15 protein-coding genes and 3 pseudogenes are annotated in these 23,819 nt (G+C 45.9%); 8 read left to right on the top strand and 10 right to left on the bottom strand.

Features of this window, described 5'->3' with window-relative positions; translation table 11 throughout:
- Window positions 1-71: 71 nt before the first annotated feature.
- Entirely contained in the window at window positions 72-566 is a 495-nt protein-coding gene (locus ACL6C3_RS25100; RefSeq protein WP_413162212.1) for a permease, read from the bottom strand.
- Between the two features lie 125 nt (window positions 567-691).
- Between ACL6C3_RS25100 and ACL6C3_RS25095 the strand changes: the two genes are divergently transcribed.
- Both ACL6C3_RS25095 and ACL6C3_RS25090 read left to right on the top strand, forming a co-directional pair.
- Complete coding sequence (locus ACL6C3_RS25095; protein ID WP_413162211.1) at window positions 692-1,891, top strand: winged helix-turn-helix domain-containing protein; 1,200 nt, start codon at window positions 692-694, stop codon at window positions 1,889-1,891.
- A gap of 422 nt (window positions 1,892-2,313) precedes the next feature.
- Entirely contained in the window at window positions 2,314-2,475 is a 162-nt protein-coding gene (locus tag ACL6C3_RS25090; RefSeq protein WP_413162210.1) for a hypothetical protein, read from the top strand.
- Window positions 2,476-2,541: 66 nt separating this feature from the next.
- Here the strand turns inward: ACL6C3_RS25090 and ACL6C3_RS25085 are convergent, their stop codons facing one another.
- Window positions 2,542-3,717 (bottom strand): sodium-dependent bicarbonate transport family permease, encoded by a 1,176-nt coding sequence (locus tag ACL6C3_RS25085; RefSeq protein WP_413162209.1) that lies wholly within the window; start codon window positions 3,715-3,717, stop codon window positions 2,542-2,544.
- Between the two features lie 1,398 nt (window positions 3,718-5,115).
- Here ACL6C3_RS25085 and ACL6C3_RS25080 point away from each other — a divergent pair.
- A complete protein-coding gene (locus ACL6C3_RS25080; RefSeq protein ID WP_413162207.1) occupies window positions 5,116-5,433 on the top strand; it encodes a P-II family nitrogen regulator in 318 nt (105 codons plus the stop codon).
- Between the two features lie 126 nt (window positions 5,434-5,559).
- Window positions 5,560-5,764 (top strand): annotated as a pseudogene (locus ACL6C3_RS25075) (ISNCY family transposase); the annotation flags it as partial.
- 367 nt (window positions 5,765-6,131) lie between these two features.
- Here ACL6C3_RS25075 and ltrA read toward each other — a convergent pair.
- From ltrA to ACL6C3_RS25060, 3 genes and pseudogenes are all read right to left on the bottom strand, one after another.
- Window positions 6,132-7,979, bottom strand: coding sequence for a group II intron reverse transcriptase/maturase (gene ltrA / locus ACL6C3_RS25070; RefSeq protein WP_413162206.1), 1,848 nt, complete (start codon window positions 7,977-7,979; stop codon window positions 6,132-6,134).
- Window positions 7,980-8,574: 595 nt separating this feature from the next.
- Window positions 8,575-9,621 carry an RNA-guided endonuclease InsQ/TnpB family protein gene (locus tag ACL6C3_RS25065; RefSeq protein WP_413162204.1) on the bottom strand — a complete coding sequence of 349 codons (1,047 nt, stop codon included), beginning with the start codon at window positions 9,619-9,621 and terminating at the stop codon, window positions 8,575-8,577.
- A 16-nt stretch (window positions 9,622-9,637) separates the two neighbouring features.
- A pseudogene (locus ACL6C3_RS25060) lies at window positions 9,638-9,715 on the bottom strand (helix-turn-helix domain-containing protein); the annotation flags it as partial.
- A gap of 52 nt (window positions 9,716-9,767) precedes the next feature.
- Here ACL6C3_RS25060 and tnpA point away from each other — a divergent pair.
- Window positions 9,768-10,167: pseudogene (gene tnpA / locus ACL6C3_RS25055) on the top strand (IS200/IS605 family transposase); the annotation flags it as partial.
- 214 nt (window positions 10,168-10,381) lie between these two features.
- On the opposite strand, the gene ACL6C3_RS25050 reads toward tnpA, so the two are convergent.
- The gene (locus tag ACL6C3_RS25050) at window positions 10,382-11,005 is read right to left on the bottom strand and encodes a TetR/AcrR family transcriptional regulator (protein ID WP_413162202.1); all 624 of its coding nucleotides are present in this window, start codon (window positions 11,003-11,005) and stop codon (window positions 10,382-10,384) included.
- 380 nt (window positions 11,006-11,385) lie between these two features.
- On the opposite strand from ACL6C3_RS25050, the gene ACL6C3_RS25045 reads away from it, so the two are divergent.
- The 3 genes from ACL6C3_RS25045 to ACL6C3_RS25035 all read left to right on the top strand — a co-directional run bounded on the left by ACL6C3_RS25045 (window position 11,386) and on the right by ACL6C3_RS25035 (window position 17,317).
- The gene (locus ACL6C3_RS25045) at window positions 11,386-13,077 is read left to right on the top strand and encodes an efflux RND transporter periplasmic adaptor subunit (protein ID WP_413162201.1); all 1,692 of its coding nucleotides are present in this window, start codon (window positions 11,386-11,388) and stop codon (window positions 13,075-13,077) included.
- An 88-nt stretch (window positions 13,078-13,165) separates the two neighbouring features.
- Window positions 13,166-16,333, top strand: a complete 3,168-nt coding sequence (locus ACL6C3_RS25040) for an efflux RND transporter permease subunit (protein ID WP_413162199.1) — start codon at window positions 13,166-13,168, stop codon at window positions 16,331-16,333.
- Window positions 16,334-16,876: 543 nt separating this feature from the next.
- Window positions 16,877-17,317 (top strand): hypothetical protein, encoded by a 441-nt coding sequence (locus ACL6C3_RS25035; RefSeq protein ID WP_413162197.1) that lies wholly within the window; start codon window positions 16,877-16,879, stop codon window positions 17,315-17,317.
- A gap of 26 nt (window positions 17,318-17,343) precedes the next feature.
- Here ACL6C3_RS25035 and ACL6C3_RS25030 read toward each other — a convergent pair whose 3' ends face one another.
- From ACL6C3_RS25030 to ACL6C3_RS25015, 4 genes are all read right to left on the bottom strand, one after another.
- Window positions 17,344-18,162 carry a hypothetical protein gene (locus tag ACL6C3_RS25030; RefSeq protein ID WP_413162196.1) on the bottom strand — a complete coding sequence of 273 codons (819 nt, stop codon included), beginning with the start codon at window positions 18,160-18,162 and terminating at the stop codon, window positions 17,344-17,346.
- 6 nt (window positions 18,163-18,168) lie between these two features.
- Entirely contained in the window at window positions 18,169-19,518 is a 1,350-nt protein-coding gene (locus ACL6C3_RS25025; RefSeq protein WP_413162195.1) for a DNA methyltransferase, read from the bottom strand.
- Window positions 19,519-19,606: 88 nt separating this feature from the next.
- Window positions 19,607-20,701, bottom strand: coding sequence for a 3-dehydroquinate synthase (aroB, locus tag ACL6C3_RS25020; protein ID WP_413162193.1), 1,095 nt, complete (start codon window positions 20,699-20,701; stop codon window positions 19,607-19,609).
- Between the two features lie 272 nt (window positions 20,702-20,973).
- Complete coding sequence (locus ACL6C3_RS25015; RefSeq protein ID WP_413162191.1) at window positions 20,974-23,250, bottom strand: pentapeptide repeat-containing protein; 2,277 nt, start codon at window positions 23,248-23,250, stop codon at window positions 20,974-20,976.
- Window positions 23,251-23,819 lie beyond the last annotated feature (569 nt).

The raw sequence follows: 23,819 nt of genomic DNA, 5'->3' as shown, positions 1-23,819 counted from the left end.
ATACTTAGAACCTGTCGTTATAGCAGTTCTCAACTAAACCCGGTTCAACCTGCTGTCATCCCTCAAAAAACCTACTCGGGCCGCAACATGGCTTTCATAACCGCCGCATTAATGAACCAAGAGGCAATCCCCGCGATCGCCCCCAAAATAATGGCGCCGACCAGTGGAGTCACCAAAATCATCCCCAAAAACTTTTGTAAGAACAGAGCCACCAATGTCACCGTACCAAAGGCAAACAGAGAATAAAATAAAACCGTTCTCACCCCAAAAAATAAAAAGGGTCGGTTCAAAAGCTTCGGGAATGGAACCGAGAAATCTTTGGCTTTTTTGCTAAAGGTAAAAAAAGCGATCGTTCCCAAGATGAGCGACAGGATAAATGCCGTCATCACTCCCGTCGAGAAAACCGTTTTTTCGTGGGCTGATATCGTGTCAACGGTCAGAGGTATCGTCTCTTTTCCTCGAAACATAAACCAGCCGATCGCCCCATTGATGATGGCGTTGATCACACCACTCGTCAAAGCATTCTTTTGAATAAAATCATTGGCCTGATGTGACGCGGGAACCATATAGCCACCCTTCCAGATCTGGCTTTTACTGAACAACTTTGGAGCAGTGTACAGTTAAAAGGTAAAAAATTCGTGTAATTTTGGAGGTATCCTCCAGCCCCGAAGTGAAAGCCGAACATTGAACCATGAAAATTCTGCTGGCTTCCCCTGACAAAACCCTGGGTCACAAGCTGCATCAAGACTTATCTCGCCACAGTTTCGTTGTTGATGTCGCCACCGATGGCGAGGAAGCCTGGGAATTGCTCCAGGCGTTTGTGTACAATGCGGTCTTGCTGGAGTTACTGTTACCCAAACTGGATGGAATTGACCTATGTCGTCGCTTGCGGGATGTGGGCAACCCGGTGCTTATTTTGTTGATGCAGTCGCCTTCCGGTGCGGGGACTTGTATCGAGGGTTTAGATAGCGGCGCCGATACTTGTTTGGTGAAACCGATTAAGACCCCAGAACTCCTCGCCCATCTCCGGGCTTTGGCGCGGCGGGGTCTTCGTCGGGCCAGCCCCCTGCTAACTTGGGGGCCGTTGTCTCTCAATCCCATCTCCCGACAGATCACCTGCGACGGTCAAGTTTTGAAAGTCAATCGCAAGGAATATCAAATCCTGGAGCTATTTCTGAGCCATCCCCGGCAAATGTTTTCTCGCGGCGAGATGGGCGATCGCCTGTGGACTTTGGATGATCAATTACCCACCGACGCCACCATCAAGAGCCACATCCGCAGTATTCGCCGCCAACTCGAACGGGCCGGTGTTCAAGGTTTTATTCAGACCCACTACGGTCAGGGGTACTGTCTCGATCCGGTTTACGACCTGGAAACCCAGTCCTCTAACCGATTATCCTATCCCCCAGAAGGGATGCTCGATTCTATTACCGCCAACATTTGGCAAGAATTGATGGCGGCGAATGCCCGTCTGCACCAAGAAATTGAGCATCGCAAACAGATTGAGGCTCAACTGCGGCGATCGCAAATGATGTTGCGAAATGCTCAACGAGTGGCTCAAGTCGGGTGTTGGGAGTTCGATGTCAACACTCGCGAAACCTATTGGACTGAGGAACTTTTTTTGATCCACGGTCTCGATCCCAATCGGCCGGCCCCCACCCCTGAAGAAGTGGTTGCCCTAATTCACCCCGATGATCTTCAACTCCATGAGGAGGCTGTTCGGACTCTAGCAATTAGAAGAGAACCATTTGAAGCTAATTTACGCATCATTCGGGTCAATGATGGGGAAGTCCGCTATATCAACGCCCGAGGCGGTCCCGTTTTCGATAGTTCTGGCGCGGTGATTAAGTTGACGGGAACCACTTTAGATGTTACCCAATGGCTTCGATAGATGCAGATTATCTAAGCCGACGAGAGCGTTAATGGATTAAAACGTATGGATAATGGATAATGGATAATGGATAATGGATAATTACCTGGACTATTATGTATAGGATTGATAGAGAAATATTTTTTCTTTTTTCTCCTTGAAAGGAGAGGTCTTCAACCTGATTAATTAATTATCAATTATCAATTGTCAATTATCCATTGATAATAATTGCTTTCTTGGTTTAATTTCTAAAGATTCAGCACTTTTTTTTGGTCAACTCGTCCTTGATTTAGTTCTTGATCCAATAATTGAGTTACATGAAACTGGAGTTTAAACTAACTCCCCCCAAAATCATACCGTACAGTCTAGTCGAGTTAGCAGGGGGTTACGGGGGGTGAAAAGTAAAGAGACAATTAGGTAAAATTAGCGAATAATCAAAAACCTTGAATCAATCTGCTTTAAAACTCCAAAATTTCAGAAACGAAGTCTATCAACTTTTAGGGCTTGCCAAAGATAGCACTTTTGACTTAATGGATGCGGTTTTAGTCCCCAAAAATGTCTATTCCTTTGCCGAATTATCCCTGATGCTAGACTGTACAGTATGAGCTTTTAGTCTAAACTCCAGCAACGCTGTAAAGCATTAATAGCGGTTTGCCCCGACCCGTCTGGGATCAGCTACCCATCAGCGCCTGGGCGAGCCCGACGAAGAGGGGTATTCCCACGGCGATCGCAATCGGCGTGCCGACGGCTGTGGACGCGCCGATGTAGGCGGAGGGATTAGCCGACGGGATACCGGCTCGTAAAGTGGGCGGCCCTGAGATGTCTGAACTGGAGGCGGCGATGACGGCTAGGAGCGCGACTCCGCCAGGGGTGAATCCCGTGGCGTAGTGGGCAACCATGCCGAGACCGAAGGCGATAAACCCATGCAGCAGCGGCGCCACCAAGGCATAGACGGCGTACCACTGGGCTACCTTGCGTAGCTCGCCAATCCTTGACCAGGCCTCCATACCCATTACCAGCATCAGGATCGAAAGCAGACCGCGGAAGAGGGGATCGTAGAAACTTTCATAGACACTTTCCGGCCGGGTTAGCAGGCCTAGAGCGAGGCCGAGCAGCAGTGCCGATAGGGCAGAACCCTCGAGGCTTTCCTTGACGATCGGCCATATTTTGACCCGATTTTGCTGCTCGCGGGGATATCCGCTTGCCGTAATCCGCTGCTGTTTGCGATACTCCTGCCTGGTGGTGGGATACTCCTGCTTGCCGGGATACTCGCCTGCGGCAACCGACTGCTTGCTGAGATACTCCTGCTTGCTGAGATACTCCTGCTTGCTGAGATCCTCGCCTGCGGTAGCACTCTGCTTTTGCTTGCTGGTATAAATACTGGCCACGACGATCGCAGTCACGAGCGCCGGGATGTCCATGAAGGGATAGAGTGCGCCAGCCCAAGGCTCGTAGGGGATGCCTTCCGCTTCCAGTACCGTTATACCGGCGGCGAGGGTAGAGCCACTCACGGCACCGAACAAGCCGGCGGTCGCAAGGGCATCCACGGTTCTGATCCCCGGCAGCTTGGCCAACGTGTAGCGCCCGATGAACACGATAAGCATCCCCGTTACCACGGCGAACAGCGCAGGCAACACCATCTCCGTTATATTGGAATTGCGGATCGCAATGCCGCCGCTCAAGCCGACTTTTGTGAGCAGCATGAAAACGATGAACTTATAGATCGCATCTGGAATTTCCAGTTTGCTACCGAGCGCGGCAATGATTATACCACCGATCAGAAAGCCGAGTGTCGGGGACTGCAACTGCGACCCGAATTTCGTTAAGAAATCGGACAAGAATTCCACTTTGTAATTCCTCCTTAATCAGATGTTAGGGGCCAGGACGGCAGGCAAGCGCAGCCTCAAATCCTGGGGCGAGATCCGAACGATAGTGATCCGGGAATTATGTTTCTCCGGACTGGGTTATGAAGACGAGTTGCCCCTATTGTCTTCTATAGACTCGGGTCTATCCAGGTTCAAATCTCTATACACTTAAGTCTATGCGCTTAAGTATATCTTAAGATCGGCACAAATTTGCGATCGCTTTACATAAATCTGCTAAGTAATCTCAAATTAAAGCCATAAGTTATTCTTATAACTATCGGAAAACCCGCAGATCTGTGGTCAATGGAAATAGCGATCGCAGAATTTTCTCTATATGTTGTCGTTATTAAGAAGGGCTTTCTACGACGCTGCAAGGTTAGAACCAACGCGCATTGGCTCGACCCGTACAACAAGCCTGTGGCTTCGGCGCGTCGCCCTGACGGATTGGTCAAAGTTATCCGGACTCGATCGGCGGGGGACCGGCCCGCAAATCCTACCTGTCCGGTCGAACCGGCCGGCGTCTGCTTGTTTTCACTGCTAGGACGGTATGGGGGCAGGCCCAATCCAAAGAGTTGCGCCGGCACTACTCTTCTGGCAATGTCTGAACTAATCAATCCACATTTCGGGGGGAGTTGTTGACGGCTCATAAGTCGTGGACGGACTGTTACTGGCGAGGTTAAACCACCCCACCGCCAGTAGGAGACCGAACCCACAGCCCAACAAAAAAGTCCAGGCGTGAGACGAATCGAGCACGCAGAGCAGGCGGCGATCGCCGCTATATACCTGCACTAGCCAGCCTTCGCTGGTGTTGTCAAATTTGGTCGGCAGTTTAGTTGAGTCAAACTTGTTCATTGTGTACGCTCCATGCTGATCAAATGCGTGTGGCGGTGGCGGACACAAGCGCGCCGCTACGGAAACACCTGTGAGAAATTCACCTGTGAATGGAGAGTGTCTCAAGGACAGAGACTGGGCCGCTCAAACCTGACATTGATGTCGAACAGAAGACAGACATCTATGCTTTCGCCTTGAACGATCTTCTTAAGTTTATACTTAGATTTGCTGCGAGGACCACATTTTACTCAATAGCTGCTCCGCTGTTGGATGGTGAATCGAAGTTTGATTACTCTACCAGTGGACGGTACTGCAAACGGCAAAGCCTTCGTCCCTAATGCCCCCTGCAATCTGATGTTGAATGGTGGTCAGAGCGCCAAAAGGATAAGTGTTTTTTATAAAATGCTTCGGCTAATCTGAGCCAATCTTTATCAACAGAAGGTAGTGGATTCGCCGATCTTTGGCATAATCTTAAAGGTATGGTTCAAGGCAAAACCATAGAGTCTAGCCTTGAATGGTCCCAACAGAACGCATCAAGAGGTAACACACATGACCCAGAAAGCCAGTAAGCTCGTCATCGTCACGGAAAAGGTGCTGCTGAAAAAGGTCGCCAAGATCATCGACGAAGCCGGGGCTACCGGTTATACGGTGGTCGCCGCTGGCGGTAAAGGCAGTCGCGGCGTGCGCTCGTCGGGACAACCCAGCGTTGGCGACACCTTCTCGAATGTAAAGTTCGAGGTGCTGACCCCCAATCGGGATATGGCCGTGAAGATTTCGGATCGGGTCGCAGCGGAGTTTTTCGATGACTATTCGGGCATCGCCTATATCTGTGACGTGATGGAGGTACTGCACGCGCACACGTTCTGACTCAAACCCCAGCAATTCTCATTGGGCCAAGAAGCGGTTCTTGCACTGGGAATCTCGGTATTGTAATGACATCTGAGAGATCCAACAGAACTAGAGCGGTTGCAAGAACGGGGTTTGTTTGACACCATCGTCGGTGCGTTTCGCCAGCGTTTGTGGTCGCTACCGGACAAACGCACGGCTAAAAATACCCGCTATGGGATGGAGGATGCCGCTTTGAGCGCGTAAGCGCGTCTTCTTCACCCGAACCCCGTCCTTTCTGGCCGATTAACCCCTGGTGGCGGGCTGTAAGGGGAAGATCAATGCCCACAGCTTATTTGGGGTACATCAGATTTTGAGAGGAGTTTAGGCTCACAACTCATACTGCACAGTCTAGTATGACGATTTGAACGCATAGAAATAGGATTTAGCTTTTGACATCCTCCCCGTCGTAAACAACGGGGATTCCAAGCAGAAGACTATTTCAAGATATCAAATATTGACAATTGAATAGCATTCTCTAGGTGGGTTGACGCTTCACGGGTTGCTACTTCTTTGACAGAAGTTTTACGCCTACCTCCACATCCGTTTATAGTCTCCGAATGTCCTCCGGCGACCAAGATAATTAAAGTCAGCGACTCCCTCGCGAGAGCCGCTGCTCTCCAGAACGGAACGTGACAATTTCTCGTCCCAAGCGCTCCTCAGAAAAACGGCTGTTGTCATTAGCACGTCACCAGCATATCTTGCACCCATTTGTAATTTCTTGGTAGTTTGATTTGACTAATTAAGTCTCTATGCAAACTTCCATCTGTTCTGGTTTTTTCATCGTGGCAATGTCGATGGAGTAGTTGATAGTTATTGTATTCATTCCTTCCGCCTTTCGACTTGGGAATGATATGGTCTAATTCGATTAAATCTCCATTTTTGAATGACAGTCCGCAGTGAAGGCATTTCCCGTTTTGCTTTTTCAGCAATGATGCTGTTCGCTTTAGCATCTCCGGGTGTGTGCCTCGTCTTGAACTCCAATAGATTGTGTCACCATTGTAGGGGCTGGCATCTTCTTTAACTTTAACGTAGCGAGTGATTTTTGTTTCGCTATGTTTTAGCAGCCTCATTGGGTTTTTACCTTTGGGGTTAGTTGCGAAAGTCCAGTTATCCCCTCCGATTGTTTGGAAGTATTTGAGATACACCCATTTCTTCCCTTTATTTCGGTGACGTTTGATACCCCATTTGATGAGTTTCCAGACCGTTAGATGCCAGATTCGTTCAAAGATTTTCTGGCTTACTACTGTAGAGAAATAATTGCACCATCCTCTGATGATTGGGTTCAGATTTTTAATTAAAGTTGTCTGAGATAACCCCTGGTGTTGCTCAATGATTTCTGCTACCTTTTTGTAGTGTTTCTTTTGGCTGTCTTTGCTTGGGGTGATGATAGTTTTGAAACCTAATAATTTCCCTTTGACCCGTCCAGAAGTGTTTTTACCTGTTGGATATTGTCTGACGTTGAATCCAAGAAAATCAAAGCCAGGTTTTTCCTCTAGATGTTCCTCTAATGTGTGGGCTAGTCGGGTTTTACTAGGCTTGAGTTCTAAGCCCATACCTTTTAACCAATTCGCTATGAATTCCTGACATCTTTTTACAATGGTTAGGTCTTCGTGTAAAATCACGAAGTCGTCCGCGTAACGCACAAAATTCACTGACTTTTGTTTATCCCTCTTGGCTAATTGTGTGCCATCGGGACGTTTCATGTCGAAAGTATCAGCTAGTTCTTTGACTGCGTTTTCCATTCCATGTAAGGCTATATTTGCTAGTAACGGGGAAATGACTCCGCCCTGCGGTGTGCCTTCAGATGTCGGAAATAAACGCTTGCCATCCATCACTCCCGCTTTTAACCATGCACGAACTTGTCGGCGTATGGTGGGGAATGTATTCAATTTTTTGAGTAAGGCTTCATGGTTGATGCGGTCGAAGCATTTGGCAATGTCAGCATCTAGCACATATTTAGACTTTTGCTTGATGGCTAAAAATATTGCTCCGATTGCATCGTGGCATGAGCGTCCCGGACGAAAGCCATAGCTATTTGGCTCAAATTTAGCTTCCCATTCGGGTTCCAGAGCCATTTTTACTAAGGCTTGTAATGCGCGGTCATACATGGTCGGTATTCCCAAAGGTCGTTTTTCGTCTTTCCCCGGTTTGTCTATCCAGACTCTCCGGGTTGGGCTGACCTTTGAACTCAGTTTAAGTTTATTAACAAGTTTCATTCGTGCTACTGGGGATAGGGATTTAACCCCGTCCACTCCTGCCGTCTTTTTACCTGTATTTTCCTGAGTTACACGACGCACCGCGAGACATTTTGCTGTCCAGGATTTGATGAGTGTTTTTTGGAGTCGTCGAACTGCCAGTACATCATCACGACGTGACGCTTTGTAGATGCGCTTTTGTAACTTAAAAACTCGTTTTTCTGCGTTTTTCCAGTCAATCTGATTCCATTGCTGGATTGGGTTGACCTTCTTTGCATTATTTTCGGTTTTGCATCCCACAGTATTCTTTGGTGAATCTGTTTTAGGCATATTTGTTACTACTTGTACCTCTACACTCCGTTAATCCGTGAGTCCGTCTGCATATCCATAACCATTACAGTTAGGCATTTGCTTCTGACCCAATCTTCACCACTTACTACCTACTTTGTGTGTAGAGTTTGCGCCTTAGCTGGCTACTCAATCTATCGACCTAGACTGAGAGTAAGTAAGTGGGTTACTTCGTTCCTCATAATCTTTGGTTTGTCACGTTAGGATGATACTTTTCACCGGGTTTTAGAGTGGTACAGATAAGTCGATAAAAATCCTCTTATCACTCAGACCTTGCCCTTTTGGGACTTCCAGTGTATTAGCCTTTCCACTGGTTTGCGGTAACGATGATTCACACGTACCTTCACTTTCGTTATCCATAGTGACTTGCTGACGGGATACCAACTTAGGCTATCAGTATCTTTCCGCTTTGATTCTCGCTTCAGGGGTTGAGGGCTAGTCGCGACCCTGGAGAAACTGCTTTCACTCCTGTACCTGGAGGATAGGACTTGTGTTTTCTAGGGTACTTACACTCACCTACAAGATTATGAAGTTATCATCTGTTGAGGATTTAAGTGCGAACTCAACCCTAATTGGGTTACTCAACAGAAGCCAGCCATCCCCCTATTTCTAGGTTTCTGCTGAACGAATCGCACTTTACTGCCGCATTACCATCGCGATCATGAACAGTTTCGCAGTTTAAACAAGTCCACTCGCGAACAGAAAGATCAAGTTTTCCGCCAATAAACCCACAGCAAGAACACTTTTGAGTTGTAGGTTCCCACTGACTTATAACTCGAAATTCTCTACCGTATTTTTCGGCTTTGCCCTCAAGAAAAGTTCTGAACTGTCTCCATCCCAAATCGCTAATCGCTTTTGAAAGCTTGCGATTTTTAAGCAGCCCTGATACATTCAAATCTTCCAAAACAATCACTTGGTTTTCGTTGATTATCTGGGTCGATAGCTTGTGCAGGAAATCTTTGCGGGTGTCCTTCATTCGGGCGTAGAGTTTAGCTTTTCTTACTCTTGCTCGTTCGTACCGCTTAGAACCCTTTTGTTTTCGGGATAAATTTCGATTGAGTTTCCTCAGTCTTTTTATCCGTTTTTTTAAGGGCTTGGGAGCATCTATTTTCTTTCCCGAACTCAAAGTCGCAAACGTTTTAATGCCCAAGTCTATCCCCACATTATTGGGAGACTTGGGCATTAATTGTTGGTTTATATTAACAACAAAACTGAGAAAGTATCTGTTAGCTGCATCTTTAATGATTGTAACTGAGCTTGGTGAACTTGGCAGAGGTCTTGACCAAACTATCTTTAAATTTCCAATTTTAGCTAAAGATATTTTGTCTCCATTTAGTTTAAAACCTCCAACTCGAAACCTAGCTGACTGCTTGGCGTTTCGTTTTTTAAATTTAGGAGGTCTAACTTTTTTCCCAAGCCGCGTTCCCTTACATGACTTAAAAAAGTTCTTGTAAGCCTGCTCTAGGTCGTTCAATGACTGCTGTAAAGGGATATTAGAAACTTCTGACAACCATTCCCGTCCTGTCGTTTTCTTGGCTTGGGTAATAAACTGATGGCCGCAGTTGAGCGTTACCAGGCTTTTTTTGCCCAGTTTTGTGCATTTCGATACAATAAGCCAGTGCATCGTTCCACACGACACGACAACAACCAAATAGCTTTGCTAATTCGGTCTGCTGTTGAAGTGTCGGATAGACTCGGTATTGATACCTGGCTTTCATTGAGCGTGTTAACATTGGTCTGTAAGTTATTGTAGATCGGACGCGCGCAAAAATGACAACCCAATTTCGGAGAGAAAGGCACAGCGTTACAGATCTTAGGATTCACGCTCGTCTGCGTAGCTAAATACAGAGAGCAAATATTTAGTGGAGAAGAACTCCAGTTAATTGAGGACGTATTTCGCCACGTAGCAAAGCAAATGAACTTTCAAATCTTAGAAATCAACGGGGAGAATGAACATATACACGCCCTAATTGAATACCCTCCCAAGCTTTCTGTCTCTAAAATCGTGAACGCCTTAAAAGGTGTTTCAAGCCGCCGTTATGGACAAGCAGGTTTTAAGAAACCCCATAATAAAACAGCTTTGTGGAGTCCTAGTTATTTTGCTGTTTCCGTTGGAGGCGCACCCATTGATATACTGATTCAATACATTAAGAATCAAAAGAAGCCGGCCACTGAAGAAGGGGCTTGTATCCCATTATTTCCGGTCAGAAAAGCTAAAAATAATACTAATATCTTGATTGAAGTTTTTAAGCCGCCTCTTTTTTGCCTTTTTTCTGTCGAGTTACTTCGGTTAAATTCCAACTTAGCAATCACTCCAGATTTTCCACCCCGAACTTTTGAGATTTTTAGGCTTTCAACGATCGCTCTCGACTGAAATATTTGATCTAAGCACGCATACCCGAAGCTAAAAAACGAACTAAACGCGAAACCACCAGATGAATATCTTCGGGTGAATTACCTTGGAGAAGGGCGTTTGGTTTTCCGGCTTCGGTCGCCACTCGAATTAATACCGCGATCACCAAGTCGAGTTTCCAAGACAGTTCCGTGCGGGACTGGTCGGGTAAAGAGCGCTGAAGTACGTCTAGAAACGACTGTTCGGAGGCTTCAAATTCCTGCTGGGCAATGGTTTGAATGGAGTCGGGTTCGGTTCGGCAACGCCCCAAAAACTGAGCGCGATTTATACCGGGTTCTCCGCCACTGCAAATTACTTTTAATGGCGGCGTCAGAAATGCTTCTAAAATTGCTTCCACGCTTGGGGGTTCGCTGTTGGCTTGGCAATGGGCCAGCCGTTCGAGTTGTGCCGCAACGACGGGTTTGGCAATTCGGGATACAACCGCGCGAAATAATTCTTCTTTCGAGCCGAAGTGATAGTGAACCGCAGCCAAATTCACACCCGCCTCACCAATCACACTGCGAAGCGAAGTTCCCGCAAAGCCCCGCTCGGCAAATAACCGTTCGGCCACATTGAGAATCTGTTCTTTTGTATTGCTCTGAATCGGGGTATTCATACTCGACTAAACGAACGAACTCTATCTAGCGTAGAGGAAGATATCTCTTATACGTCCTGTTTGACAAGGTTGAGAGCAGATTTTTTCAAATCTTTACCCTTGCCATTTTTTCAAACGTATGTTTTAATCATATCAAACAAACGTTTTAATATAAGCCTCCGGTGGATTACCTCCGAAGATAGAGTTAGTCTGGGGATTGAGCCATTAAACTAAGTTAGACTCGGGAATCGATTCCGAAGCAGGTTCCAGCTTTTTAGACCGGAGTACCGATCACCGATTGTATTGCCCAGAAATGGTAAGAGTCGGCGGCGACTGTTTCCGCTATTTATATATTCAACAAGTCAAACATACGTTTGAATTAATAACGGACGTTAAATCTTATGCCTTTAAACTCAGCGCCATCCGAGACTTCGATTGTCAAATTTGAGGATTCATCAGAACCCCCGGAAAAGATTCCCAATCGGCGTTTTCGTTTGCCGATTCTATTGACAGCGACGGGAGTGTTATTGCTAGGGGGTATATTCACCGTCCCCTTAGTCTCGAATAATCAAGTATCCCCGACCGCAGAAGAATCGGGGGAATCGAGAATTTTACCCGTTGAAACCCTGACCGTTCAACGTAGCGATCGCTATGAAGTATCGCGCAGCTACACCGGAGAAATTGCCGCACTCCGAGCCAGCGACTTGGGGTTTGAACGGGGGGGTAAATTGATAGAAGTGTTCGTCTCCGAAGGCGATCGCGTCGAAGCCGGTCAGATCCTCGCCCGTTTAGAAAGCGAAGAAATAGAAGCCCAACTCTCCCAAGCCGAAGCCGCACTGGATCGATTTCAAGCGGATCTGGCCGAACTCGAAGCCGGAAGCCGCCCGGAAGATATAGCCGCCGCTCAAGCTCGGTTAAATCGCGCCCAGGCCAACCTAGCCGAACTCGAAGCCGGAAGCCGTTCCGAAGATATAGCCATCGCGATCGCCGAACTCGATGAAGCCGAAGCCCGGTTAGCCGATGCGCGATCGGGGAGTTTGCAAGATGAAATAGCCCGGGCAGAAGCCAGCCTGAGAGCCAACAAAGCCGATCTGAAACTGGCAAGCGAACGGGTGCGCCGTTATCAAGCCTTAAGACAAGAGGGGGCAATTTCCCAAGATAGTTTAGAGGAATACTTGCAAAATGAACGCCGACTTGAAGCACTCGTAGATGAAGCCCAAAGACGCATCGAACAACTTAAACAAAGCCGGGGAAGTCAAGTCGATCAACTCGAAGCCACAGTCGAACAAAGGCGTCAAACCCTGCGAAAATTGCAAAACGGCCCCCGCTTAGAAAACATTGCCGCAGCGCGAGCCGAAGTTGAGGAAGCCCGCAGCAACTTGAACGAACTCATCAACGGAACCCGCCCGGAGGATATTGCAGCGGCTCGGGCGCAAGTTCGAGAAGCACAGGCGCAAGTTCGCTACTCCCAAACCCAGTTAAAAAATACCAAGATTCGCGCCACCTTTGCGGGGATTGTGGCAAGGCGAGAGGTTGATGAGGGTACGGTGGTGCAAGCCGGACAGCCGGTGATTCATCTGGTCGAAAATGCGGCTCCCGAAGCCCGTATTGGTCTGCCGACGAGTATGAGCGAGCAATTGCAAATCGGAAGCTCTCAAACCGTTGAGATTGGTTCCCAGACCTACGAGGCGACAGTCTCCTCCATCTTACCCGAAGTAGACCCCAGTACCCGCACGCAAATCGTCGTCTTTACTTTAGAGCGTTCTGCCATTCGCCAGATCAATCCGGGACAAACCGTGCGGGTCAATTTAACCGAAACCATTCCCACAGAAGGATACTGGCTGCCCACAGAATCTCTTAGCTCCGGAATTCGAGGACTGTGGACTTGTTATGTATTAACTCAGACCGATAACAGCAAGCCGGAAATCTACGAAATTCAACAACAATCCGTCGAGATTCTCCATCAGGAAAGCGATCGCGTTTTAGTCCGGGGTACACTGCAAACCGGCGATCGCGTTGTCGCCAATGGCGTTCATCGACTCGTACCGGGTCAGAAAGTTAACCCCCTAGATGTTGCCTCACAATTCCCATGATCGCCGTAGGAATGCCTTGCCTTTCGCCTTGATCAATTCCTATTTTTTTCCCCTATTTCTTCAACATCCCTACTTTTAAATCAATGTTATGGTTCGCCCATTTTATCGCAACATTCGATTACTAATTCTGACAATTGTGATGATTATTGCCTGGGGTGTTTCCTCCTTTCAATCCCTACCCCGGCAAGAAGATCCCGAACTCATTAGTCGGATCGCAGTGGTGAAAACGGCCTATCCCGGTGCCAATGCCGAACGGGTTGAAGCCCTCGTTACCGAACCCCTAGAAGCCGAACTCTCCGAGATTGAAGCGATTAAAGTGATCAAATCCGATTCTCGGGTTGGGTTTTCTACCGTGTCGATAGAGCTAGTCGATGAAATTACCGATCCCCAACCGATTTGGTCCAAAGTGCGCGACGAGATGGATGAAGCCTCCCTACAGTTTCCGCCCGGAGCCGCAGAACCGGAATTGGACGAAGCGAAAATCAAAGCCTACACCGTGATCGCCTCCCTAACCTGGAACCTCCCCGACCAGCCCAACTATGCCATTTTGCGCCGCTATGCCGAAGAATTAGAAGTGCTGATGCGGGGGGTGAAAGGAACCGAAGAAGTTGAGACATTCGGGGAACCCAACGAAGAAATTTTAGTAGAAATCAGTGCGCCCTCACTGGTTGCGGTGGGTCTTTCGCCTCAAGCCCTGTCTCAACAGGTCGCTTTGAATGATGCCAAGGTCAGCGCCGGTCAGCTTCGTACCAATCAACAAGAAGTGGCGATCGAAGTCGAGAGCGAACTGAAAACCTTAGAGCAGATTCGGCAAATTCCCATTCAAACGAATTCTGGACAGTTTACGCGGCTCGGCGACATTGCTCAAGTCAATCGGGGCATTCAACAACCGCCCACAGACCTGGCGCTGGTGAGCGGGAAGCCGGCTATTGTACTGGGCGTGCTGATGAAATCTGGCTTGCGAATCGACCACTGGGCAAGGGATGTCCGGCAGGAATTGGACGCTTTTCGCGATCGCTTACCTCAAGGGATTAGTTTAGACGCGATTTTTGATCAGAGCAACTATGTCGAAGATCGCATCGGTACGCTCATTTCTAATTTGGTATTGGGGGCGGGACTGGTGGTGGCGGTTGCGCTGGTGGCGATGGGTTGGCGTTCGGCGCTGGTGGTGGGGGCCGCATTACCTTTAACAACGTTTTTTGTATTTGGGTCGATGGCGGTCTTTGGCATTCCCATTCATCAGATGTCGGTGACGGGTTTGATTATTGCCCTCGGGCTGCTGATTGATAATGCGATCGTGGTCGTCGATGAAATTCAAGTCGAGATGCGAGAAGGAGCAAGACCGATTGAGGCGCTTACCAAGACGGTGAACTACTTGAAAGTGCCGCTCTTGGCTTCTACGCTGACAACGGTACTCACTTTTTTACCGATCGCGCTGCTACCGGGTCCGGCTGGCGAATTTGTGGGTTCGATCGCTTTGAGCGTGATTATGGCGTTGGTGTCTTCGCTGGCGCTTTCCCTAACGGTAATTGCGGCGCTGGCGGGGCGGCTGTTGGCTCCGGGTCGGGCAAAAACCGGGGAGTTTGAGCATTCAAACAACGGAGTTCGACCTAAACGACGGCCGGCAATTCTGCGGTTTTTGATGAAGCCGGACGCTTGGTGGAATCAGGGGATTTCCTCCCCAAAATTGGCACCTCTCTATCGGCGATCGCTGGAGCGAATTACCGCCAAACCCTTGCTTGGGGTTGTCCTGACGTTTGCTCTTCCCATCTTGGGATTTATGGCCGGTCAAACTCTCGACGAGCAGTTTTTTCCCCTGGTAGACCGAGATCAGTTTCAAATTGAGGTGGAATTTGCCCCCCAGACGGCGATCGCCCAAACCCAAACTCAGATGCTCGAAGCTCGCGAGATTATCCTCGCCCATCCCAATGTTGAAGATGTTCACTGGTTTATCGGGGAGAGTGCGCCCAAGTTCTACTACAACTTTACCGGAGCGCGACAGAATCAGTCTCATTATGCTCAGGCGATGGTACAACTGCGTTCGGCAAAAGGGGCGCGATCGTTAATTCATCAGGTACAGCGGGAGTTGGATCGAGAATTTCCCTCGGCGCGTATTTTGGTCCAACAGCTTCAACAAGGCCCCCCCTACGATGCACCGGTGGAGATGCGAATTTACGGGCCGGACTTGGGGGAGTTGAGGCGGTTGGGGATGGAAGTGCGGGGAATTTTGGCGGAAGTTCCCGATGTTGTTCATGTCCGCGATGATTTGAGCGAAACGCTGCCCAAGTTGGGTTTAAATGTAGATGACGAACAGGCGCGACAGGCGGGGTTGAATAAGACGGCGATCGCGCAGCAGCTTCAAGCCTATTTGGAGGGGGCGGTGGGCGGTTCGATTCTGGAGTCCACCGAAAATCTACCCGTGCGGGTGCGGTTGACCGATGCGGATCGGGCGGATTTGAGCCAAATTGCCTCGTTGGATTTGCGTCCGGAAGGGGCAAATGACCGGAATTTTCGCCCGACTTCTGCTTTGGGTGAGTTTAGTCTTGTACCCGAGTTGGCTAATATTGCCCGTCGATCCGAGACTCGGGTGAACACGGTGCAGGCTTTTATTACGGCCGGCGTTTTGCCTTCGACTGTTCTCAATCAGTTTCAAATTGAGTTAGAAAAAAGGAATTTTGAACTGCCTCCGGGCTACCGATACGAGTTTGGCGGCGAATATGCCGAACGCAACCAAGCGCTGGGGAATTTGGTGCTGTACGTTCCTTTGTTGGTACTGGTGATGGCTGCGGCGCTGGTGCTGTCTCTCGGTTCGTTTCGACAGGCGGGAATTGTGGCGGCCGTTGCGATCGGTTCGGTGGGGATGGCGCAGTTTTCCCTGTGGGCGTTGGGTTCGGTGATCGGGTTTATGGCAATTGTCGGCACGATGGGTTTGGTGGGAATTGCCCTCAACGATACCCTGATCGTCCTGTCGGCTTTTAATGAAGACCCCCGGGCGAGTCGGGGCGATCGCCAGGCTGTGATCGGGGTGGTGATGAAAGCGACGCGGCACGTCCTAACAACCACTGTTACTACTATAGCCGGATTTGTTCCTTTGCTGATTAGCGGCGGGGTTTTCTGGCAACCGTTGGCGATCGCGATCGCGGGCGGGATTGGCGGTTCAACCCTTCTGGCACTCTATTTTACACCGGCTTTCTACCTGCTTTTGCATCGGCGCGAACGCAAATCAAAATCCAGAACTCTGTCTGTGCAGCATTAATTATATCCCTGAATGGGTAGGGAAAATCCAAAGTTTTTCGGCGTTACTCAATGAGTAAAGAAATAATTGCTTAGGACATTGCCAAAAGCTGAAAAGCCCTTACAATCAACTTTTGACGACTGACATCACCACCTCACGACTTGCGCGTAGGACTATAGGGCGATGGCGATAGAAGCCAGCGTTATTTTAGATGGTCGTTTTGACACGATCAGTTCAACTGATAAGCGACCATGTATTAAGCTTAGACTGCTAAATTTCGAGAAGAACTTCTTGAATTCCTTCTGTCTTTGTCCTCAATCAGCCCGCAAACCTATGCTGCTGGATTTCATATGAAAGACTTAAATATTTGCGTGACTCTGATCAATGGGGAGGTGGGGAGTTCACAAGTCGTCAGGTCGCGATCTGGGTCGTCAGAACTTGTGTAGGGGCGGGTTGTTCCTAAGTGTCTGTTTTCCCTGCAAATCAGTTCAATAAACTCGCCCCGGAGATGGGAAGAAAGATGTGTAGCATTATTTGTCGTATTTGAACTCACGATTTCATCTAATGAATCAACCGAAATTTCCGCCGAAAAATCCAACTTCCGTACCCTATCGAAATCGCACATCCGAATATTATCTAAACAAAATTAATCCTCAAATTTTATCGAGTTTGAATAGAGAACAAATAATAGCAATTCGAGAGATTTTAGACGAAGCCATCCCCAAACACTCGCCCAAAATTGTTGATTTAAGGCTAACTGTTGACTTGATTATTTCTCGCTTTTATCTGGTTTTATTAGTGGGAAAAGAACGGCGCAAAGGACAGCGAGACTATCCGGTTACGGGGATAACTCGCATCGGAAATTTAATCGCCGCCACGCTTTTATTAATAGGAATTAACTTGCTGATTAGCCTGTTTATTTTTTTGTTCCTGTATTTGATCAAATCCGCCTTGGGAATTAATTTACTTCCCGGACACCTCGACGATGTACTCAAAAAGTTTTAAAACATTCAATGCTGACTTGATTTATGTCAAGGGTTTAAATTAGGAGGAGGATCAAATAAGCTTATAGAATCAGTCGTCAGAAAAGCTTCTGTTAAATCGTCCCTGTTTAAGAACGAAATAGCATCAGTAATATCTAGAAATTCAAATCTTTTGATCTCACCTAAATTTGAATGAAGTTCAACAGAGAGCTTATTAACCTCTCGGGTTAGAGAATCATCTAAAATATTTAAAACAGTTCGTTCAAGAGGATTTTTGATAGAACTAACCATTTCTTCTCCGATTTCAGCTTTCTCCTCTAGACTTAGGCTGCAATATTGACTCCAAGCTTGGGAAGCTATATCTCTATCTTTTTCTCTCCAATTAAATTCGATATCGTGTTGGCTTAATAATTCACAGATTAATTGGAAGGGTATCATAAAAATATTAATATCATAGCTTGTCATCATTGCCAAAGAAGTATCTGTCCAGTTTCCTGCTAATACAGCAATTGAACTTCTTATACTGGAATATCTTCTTCTTAAAGCCGAGTGAGTATTACAAATCCAACTCCCTTTATCCCGATTATGTTTGGTATAGCGAAGATACTTAGATTCAAATAAGATAATCGGCTGCATTGCATGATTAGTAATAACAGCATCAATTTTATACTGTGTTCCAAATTGATCATACATCAGTAATATTTTTCTGGGTTTTCCCTGCCTTGTGGTTCCTACTCCTTCACTAATAAAGTGATATCCTTCTTGATCTGCAATCTGTTCAAGAAAATTATTAAGTGCTTTTTCGAGTTCAGATCCAATTGCTTCACCCAAAGCACTACCTGGGTTTTGTATATTCATATTATTCATAGCTTTTTATTCTTTGAGCAAGGTGACAATCGATTCTCTTAATTTTTCTGTGTGTCGTTGAGGATTCTTTTGCCACTTGCCACCTCTTTGTCTCAAAATTTCTATTTTATAGCTAGAAAAACCGATAGCAACTCCTAACTCTCCAATAAATTCATCCGTAGGTATATGGACTCCATAAGGAGCAGAGTCTCCCAATACAAAAATAGCTTTTTTTCCCGGTTTTAAGACTCGATAGCAATCTTTTAAAACTTCAAAGATATCATTAAAATATCCGGCAACAACTAAATCATAATTTTTTTTACCGCCTTTAGTTAAACGGATTTTTCCAAGTTTTTCTATTGCTGATTCAAGAAAACTATAAATATCAGGTGCATAATCTTGTATTTCTGGTGAAAGAATATAGCGAGAATCTTCCCGAGATGTTTGCGTCGTAGCAGAAGTCATTAACTTTTTCCTCACTTGTTGAGTTAGATCTGCCCAATTTTTAGCATGACCCCAAAAATACATTTCTAATCGGGTTCTATCTGCATAATCATAGTTGTTTAAATAAGGAGGTGAAGTAAAGATATGATCTATACTATTTTTTTGAATAAAGTTTTCAGTGTTTTTGGAATCTATATTCAACAAGTGATGTTCGGACAAAAGATAGTTTGGATTGACCTCCCTAAGCATTATTTCTATATCTTTAACCATTTTAAAACTGTTGATTTGGAATTCTGACAACACATCCTTATTTTGAGAGGTTATTTTTACTTTCTTGGGCGCAATATAAGGCCAACCTGTTGCAGCAGTAGAAACCTGCCTAAGTACATTTGTTAAGGATACCAGTAAGAATTCTTTGATTTCAGAATTAATATCTAAATCGAACAACGAATCTCGAATTAATAATAAGTTTATCAAGCTGTCTTCTTCGTAGCACTTGAGAACTAATTCGGGAAAAGTTTCTTTTAAAATGCCTGCGTCTTGTATTTTTTCTCGTTTTTCATTTATTAATAAAAAAAGTTCTTTAATTGCTTTTGTAACCGCTTTGATTTCCACGTTCCAGTTTAATTTTGCTTGTGCTATTTTAAAAACAAAAGGATGAGCATCACATCCATAGGAACTCACCCCCAATTTTTTAGCAACAACATTAGTTGTACCCGAACCCATAAAGGGATCGTATATAACTTCTAAGGGTTGAATTTGATATCGCTTAATACTCGATTCTACAGCTTTATAAGAAAAGCCTGCTGGATAGGTAAACCAGCTATGTATAGGCGTTTTTAAGTTATCTTTAAAAGTTCCCCATGTCGATATATCTAAGTTATCAGTATCAAGCCGATCTGATTCGTCGGGGAATAAGGAAAGCTGTTTCATGGAATATAATGTTTACCTTGACAATACAATACCACACGATCTCCAAAATTGTAATCGCCTTAACGAATATTTATAAAATAGTCAAGTTTTAAAACATATCTTGTAAAACTTCTCGAATCACCTCGGAAGGAACTTGATCGGTAATCGTCACAGCGCCAATTGCAGTCGGTAAAATAAACCGCACTTTCTTATTTTGAACCTTTTTATCGGTTTGCAAAGAGGCTAAAATCTCATCAATATTTAGACCCGTTGGTAATTTTGTGGGTAAACCCGCTTTTTCAATTAACGCCAACTGACGGCGATCGCAATCTTCATCCCACATCCCCAATTTTACCGCTATTCGACTGGCGGCAACCATGCCAATTCCCACCGCTTCCCCGTGCAAAACAGTAGTATATCCGGTTAAACTTTCCACCGCATGACCGATAGTATGACCATAATTTAAAATCGCCCGCAGTCCCAATTCTTTTTCATCTTTGCTAACAACTTCCGCCTTACTTTGACAGGACCGCTGTAAAATTTCTTGTAATAACGAAGGCTCCATAAACTGCATTTCATCCAAGCGTTGAGCCTGTTCTAAATGAGTAAATAATTCCCCATCCCAAATTACCCCATATTTAATCACTTCCGCCATTCCCGCCCTAAATTCTCGATCCGGTAACGTTTTTAAAACCAACGGATCGATAATCACTTTGCGGGGTTGATGAAAAGCGCCAATTAAATTTTTACCGCGAGGATGATTAACGCCGGTTTTCCCACCGATAGACGCATCCACCATCGCCAATAGCGTCGTCGGAATTTGAACTACATTAATCCCCCGCAACCAAGTCGCCGCAGCAAACCCCGTCATGTCGCCAACGATACCCCCACCCAACGCGATCATCGTCGAAGACCGTTCTAAGCGGCGTTCTAAGGCGGTATCATAGACTTTTTGCAGGGTTTCTAGGGTTTTGTAGGGTTCACCCGCCGGAAGGGTGGTAGAAGCCACCTCAAAGCCGGTTTTTTCCAAAGATGCGATCGCCTGTTGTCCGTAGTGGTGAAAAATCTCCGGGTTGGAGACGATCAAAACTTTTTGGCCTAACTTCAGAGGTGCGATCAATTCTCCCAACTGGTCTAGGCAACCCTGTGCGATCGCAATTTCGTAGGACAATCGTTCTAAATTCACCCGAATCACAGATGTCATGGTTTTTCCCCGATCAATTTACCCCAGCACAGATGTATTCTAGCTCACCTCGTGTTTCAATAGTTATGATGACCTTTTGTGGAGTTCAAAACAATGAGTGTTGGTGCGCTAATCTCCTATGCGGGAATTTACGTGGCTGCTTTAGCCGTTGCGTTTGGGATTTTCTTTACGTTCCGTTTGATTAAGCTGATTTAGAATAACAGCAAAACCCCAGTAGAGACGTTCCGAGAGAACGTCTTTACTAGAGTGTTATCGGGTTATTTTTAGAGTTGCTACTGTCTCAATTTCAAACACCGACGAACATCATCGGACAGTCCCGAGTTGTTACCAAACTTCGCTTCTTTGACAATTGCATCGATGACATTGCTCCCAAACAAATTAGCGCCTCGTAGATTGGTTTTGAAGAGTTTAGCATTAGTTAGGTTAGCATGGCGAATTTGAGCATAAGCAAGATTGGCTTCGCTGAGTTCGACCTCTATCAGTTTAGCCCGAGTTAAATCAGCGTTGCAAATTTGCGCTTTAATGATCACCGCTCGGTTTAAGTTAGCCCGACGTAAAATAGCAGAATTGAGATTAGCATAGCTGAGATTGGCACTTCTCAAATTGGCTTCGCTGAGATTGGCATTTTTCAAGTTGGCGGCGCTAAGATTAGCGTGAGTGAAATTGACTCGATAAAGATTGGTTGCTTCTAAATTGGCATTGCTGAGGTTAGCATGAGATAAATCGACATGAGACAGATTAACTCCGCTGAGGTTAGCACCGGCTAAGTTCGCATCTTGGAGGTTTGCACCTTTGAGGTTGGCATAACTGAGATTAACTCCCGTTAAGTTTGCTCCTCTGAGATTAACATTTTGCAAATCCGCACCGCACAAATCCGCATCACTCAAGTCTGTTGCATTTAAGCTGGCTTCAACGAGATTAGCATGGGTTAATTTGGCTTGTCGGAGATTGGCTAAATCTAAAGTTGCTTTTGTTAAATTCGCATTGGTGAGATTTGTCCGGCTTAAATCGGCTCGTCGCAGGTCGGTTGCTAACAGACTGGCATGACTCAAATCCGCTTCTGATATATTAGCAACTAACAGTTGAGACTGATCGAGAATTGCTCCGCTGAGGTTGACACCGCTGAGGTTAGCCAGTCGCAAGTCAATTTGAACGAGTTCAATTTCGCTGAGATCGCTATCTCGCAGATCGGCACCCCGCAATTCTAGACTACTTAAGTTTACCCCTTTCAGGTTCGTTCCTCGCAAGTCCGGCCCTTTAGATTGACAAAAAACCTGATAAGAGTCCAAACTGCTCATCAGGGGAGAGGCTTGTCTTTCGGGAACTTTAACCAGATGAAACTGCACGTTTTCCGTAAAAATAGTAAACACCAAGTTGAAGACTTCTAAAAAGTGTATTAGACGCTGACATTGGTGTTCTTCGTAGTCTTGATATTGTTGAATCAGTTTGGAAATACACAGTTCTAAATAGGTTCTCGCTGCACTACAAATCAAGACGATTTTCAGCAGCATAATCACCAAAGTGAGGGGATTTCCGTGAGTCGTTAATAGGGTGAAAATCGGCGAAGGCGTTTTGTTATCTTCGGTGGTCAGAGTTTCTATCAGGCGGTTGCAGGTGCGGATTATTAACCCTTTATTGATTGTTCGTTCTTCGTAGTGGGTATAAATAAAATCCAGTTTTTTAATCAGCTTTTCCCGCACCTTATTAATGGGAAACGGAGCGTTATTTGCTATCATTAAATATTCGGGTAAAGCTTTTTTAAATTCGGCGTAATTTAGGTCTTGGGTATCTCGGAGAAAGAGTTTGGCTTGCTGGGTATAACTGGAGATTCTTTGAGTCGATATGGTTTTCTTGATTAGCTGTATAACTTCATCGCCTAGCTGAGTTGGATTCGTTCGTCTTTCTCCCAATATCGCTGTCGAATTTGATCGCGCCACATACATCGCCAAATCAAATTTATATTTATCTTTTAGCTGTTTTGATAAATTTCGAGCAAATTCTTTTTGTTCTTTGGAGTTTTCGTCGTTGTCGATATATTCGGGAACGAGCAGATAGGACGTGTAACGATGACTCCAATCTTTCTTCGATTTTAACGCACAGTTTTTGATCGTTTGATATTCTGCACTGTTGAAGAAATTCCGCAGCCAATTTCCCAAACGATTCAAATTCTGATCGATAGCAATACTTTCATCTTCTTGAGTTTCTTCTAGTAAATCAATCAGTTTTTGAACATACTGATGTTTTCGATTGATGTACCAGTTATTGATCAGAATATAACAAACCCGCTTGAGAGTATTTATAAAAATAAACTCTTGTTTCGACTCAATAATATTCGTAATCGCTTCCACAACTCGCAGGCTGTCGGGACAGGATAGATGAATAAAAATATTTTCAAATTCATCTAAAACGTCTTGGGGTTCCCACTGACGAATACACTGAATAAAAAACTGATAGATGACCTCTTGATCGAGTTCCGGATCGGGGATGGTAGGATAAGCGCCGGAATATGATTCCGCCTGATAATCGTTATATTTACATCCGTTTGTCATGCTGTTCTGTTGTCTAACGAAACAACCCTCTCACATTTAAAACAAACCTTAAGCACCCAATCCAAACCCCTGCTGAATCAGCATAGAAAACACGATCCCCAAATCTTAGAACGACTTCAATCTGTCGAAAATCTGTCGAAGAAGTTTGGAGAAAAGATACTGTAAAATAAAGCCTCGTTATACAAGATTAGATCTTGGCCATTGAGACTTTGCTTTTAATCCGTACCTTAACTAACTGAAAGATAAGTTTCTAGACCATTATACCTAGAAGATCGCACTTCGGATCAGATTTTTCACATCCGGGAAGTAAATTAAAGATTTCAGGTGTTAGAAGTCAGATTTGTAGGGGCGGGTTCCCAATAGATTTATAATGTCCCACCAACAACTGATCTAAACCCGCCCCGGTGTCGGGGAGAGGGGTGACGGGGGAGGTGGGGAGGTGGGTAACGGATGGGTTGAGTGTGGGTTTTTTGGGTTAATGATGCTTGGAAACGGATGGGTTGTTGGACCGGGTGCAGGGGGTGCAGGGTGAGATCTTGCCTATTCCCGAAACCCGAAACCCGACACCT

Source organism: Capilliphycus salinus ALCB114379, assembly GCF_047276495.1.
In the GTDB taxonomy this organism is placed as follows: Bacteria; Cyanobacteriota; Cyanobacteriia; order Cyanobacteriales; family Microcoleaceae; genus Capilliphycus; species Capilliphycus salinus.
This window is presented reverse-complemented; position numbering and strand designations above follow the sequence as displayed.

Coding starts and splice junctions, on each gene's coding strand:
- ACL6C3_RS25100 (WP_413162212.1), bottom strand. CDS start 566: ATGGTTCCCGCGTCACATCAGGCCAATGATTTTATTCAAAAGAATGCT.
- ACL6C3_RS25095 (WP_413162211.1), top strand. CDS start 692: ATGAAAATTCTGCTGGCTTCCCCTGACAAAACCCTGGGTCACAAGCTG.
- ACL6C3_RS25080 (WP_413162207.1), top strand. CDS start 5,116: ATGACCCAGAAAGCCAGTAAGCTCGTCATCGTCACGGAAAAGGTGCTG.
- ltrA (WP_413162206.1), bottom strand. CDS start 7,979: ATGCCTAAAACAGATTCACCAAAGAATACTGTGGGATGCAAAACCGAA.
- ACL6C3_RS25065 (WP_413162204.1), bottom strand. CDS start 9,621: ATGCACTGGCTTATTGTATCGAAATGCACAAAACTGGGCAAAAAAAGC.
- ACL6C3_RS25050 (WP_413162202.1), bottom strand. CDS start 11,005: ATGAATACCCCGATTCAGAGCAATACAAAAGAACAGATTCTCAATGTG.
- ACL6C3_RS25045 (WP_413162201.1), top strand. CDS start 11,386: ATGCCTTTAAACTCAGCGCCATCCGAGACTTCGATTGTCAAATTTGAG.
- ACL6C3_RS25040 (WP_413162199.1), top strand. CDS start 13,166: ATGGTTCGCCCATTTTATCGCAACATTCGATTACTAATTCTGACAATT.
- ACL6C3_RS25035 (WP_413162197.1), top strand. CDS start 16,877: ATGAATCAACCGAAATTTCCGCCGAAAAATCCAACTTCCGTACCCTAT.
- ACL6C3_RS25030 (WP_413162196.1), bottom strand. CDS start 18,162: ATGAATAATATGAATATACAAAACCCAGGTAGTGCTTTGGGTGAAGCA.
- ACL6C3_RS25025 (WP_413162195.1), bottom strand. CDS start 19,518: ATGAAACAGCTTTCCTTATTCCCCGACGAATCAGATCGGCTTGATACT.
- aroB (WP_413162193.1), bottom strand. CDS start 20,701: ATGACATCTGTGATTCGGGTGAATTTAGAACGATTGTCCTACGAAATT.
- ACL6C3_RS25015 (WP_413162191.1), bottom strand. CDS start 23,250: ATGACAAACGGATGTAAATATAACGATTATCAGGCGGAATCATATTCC.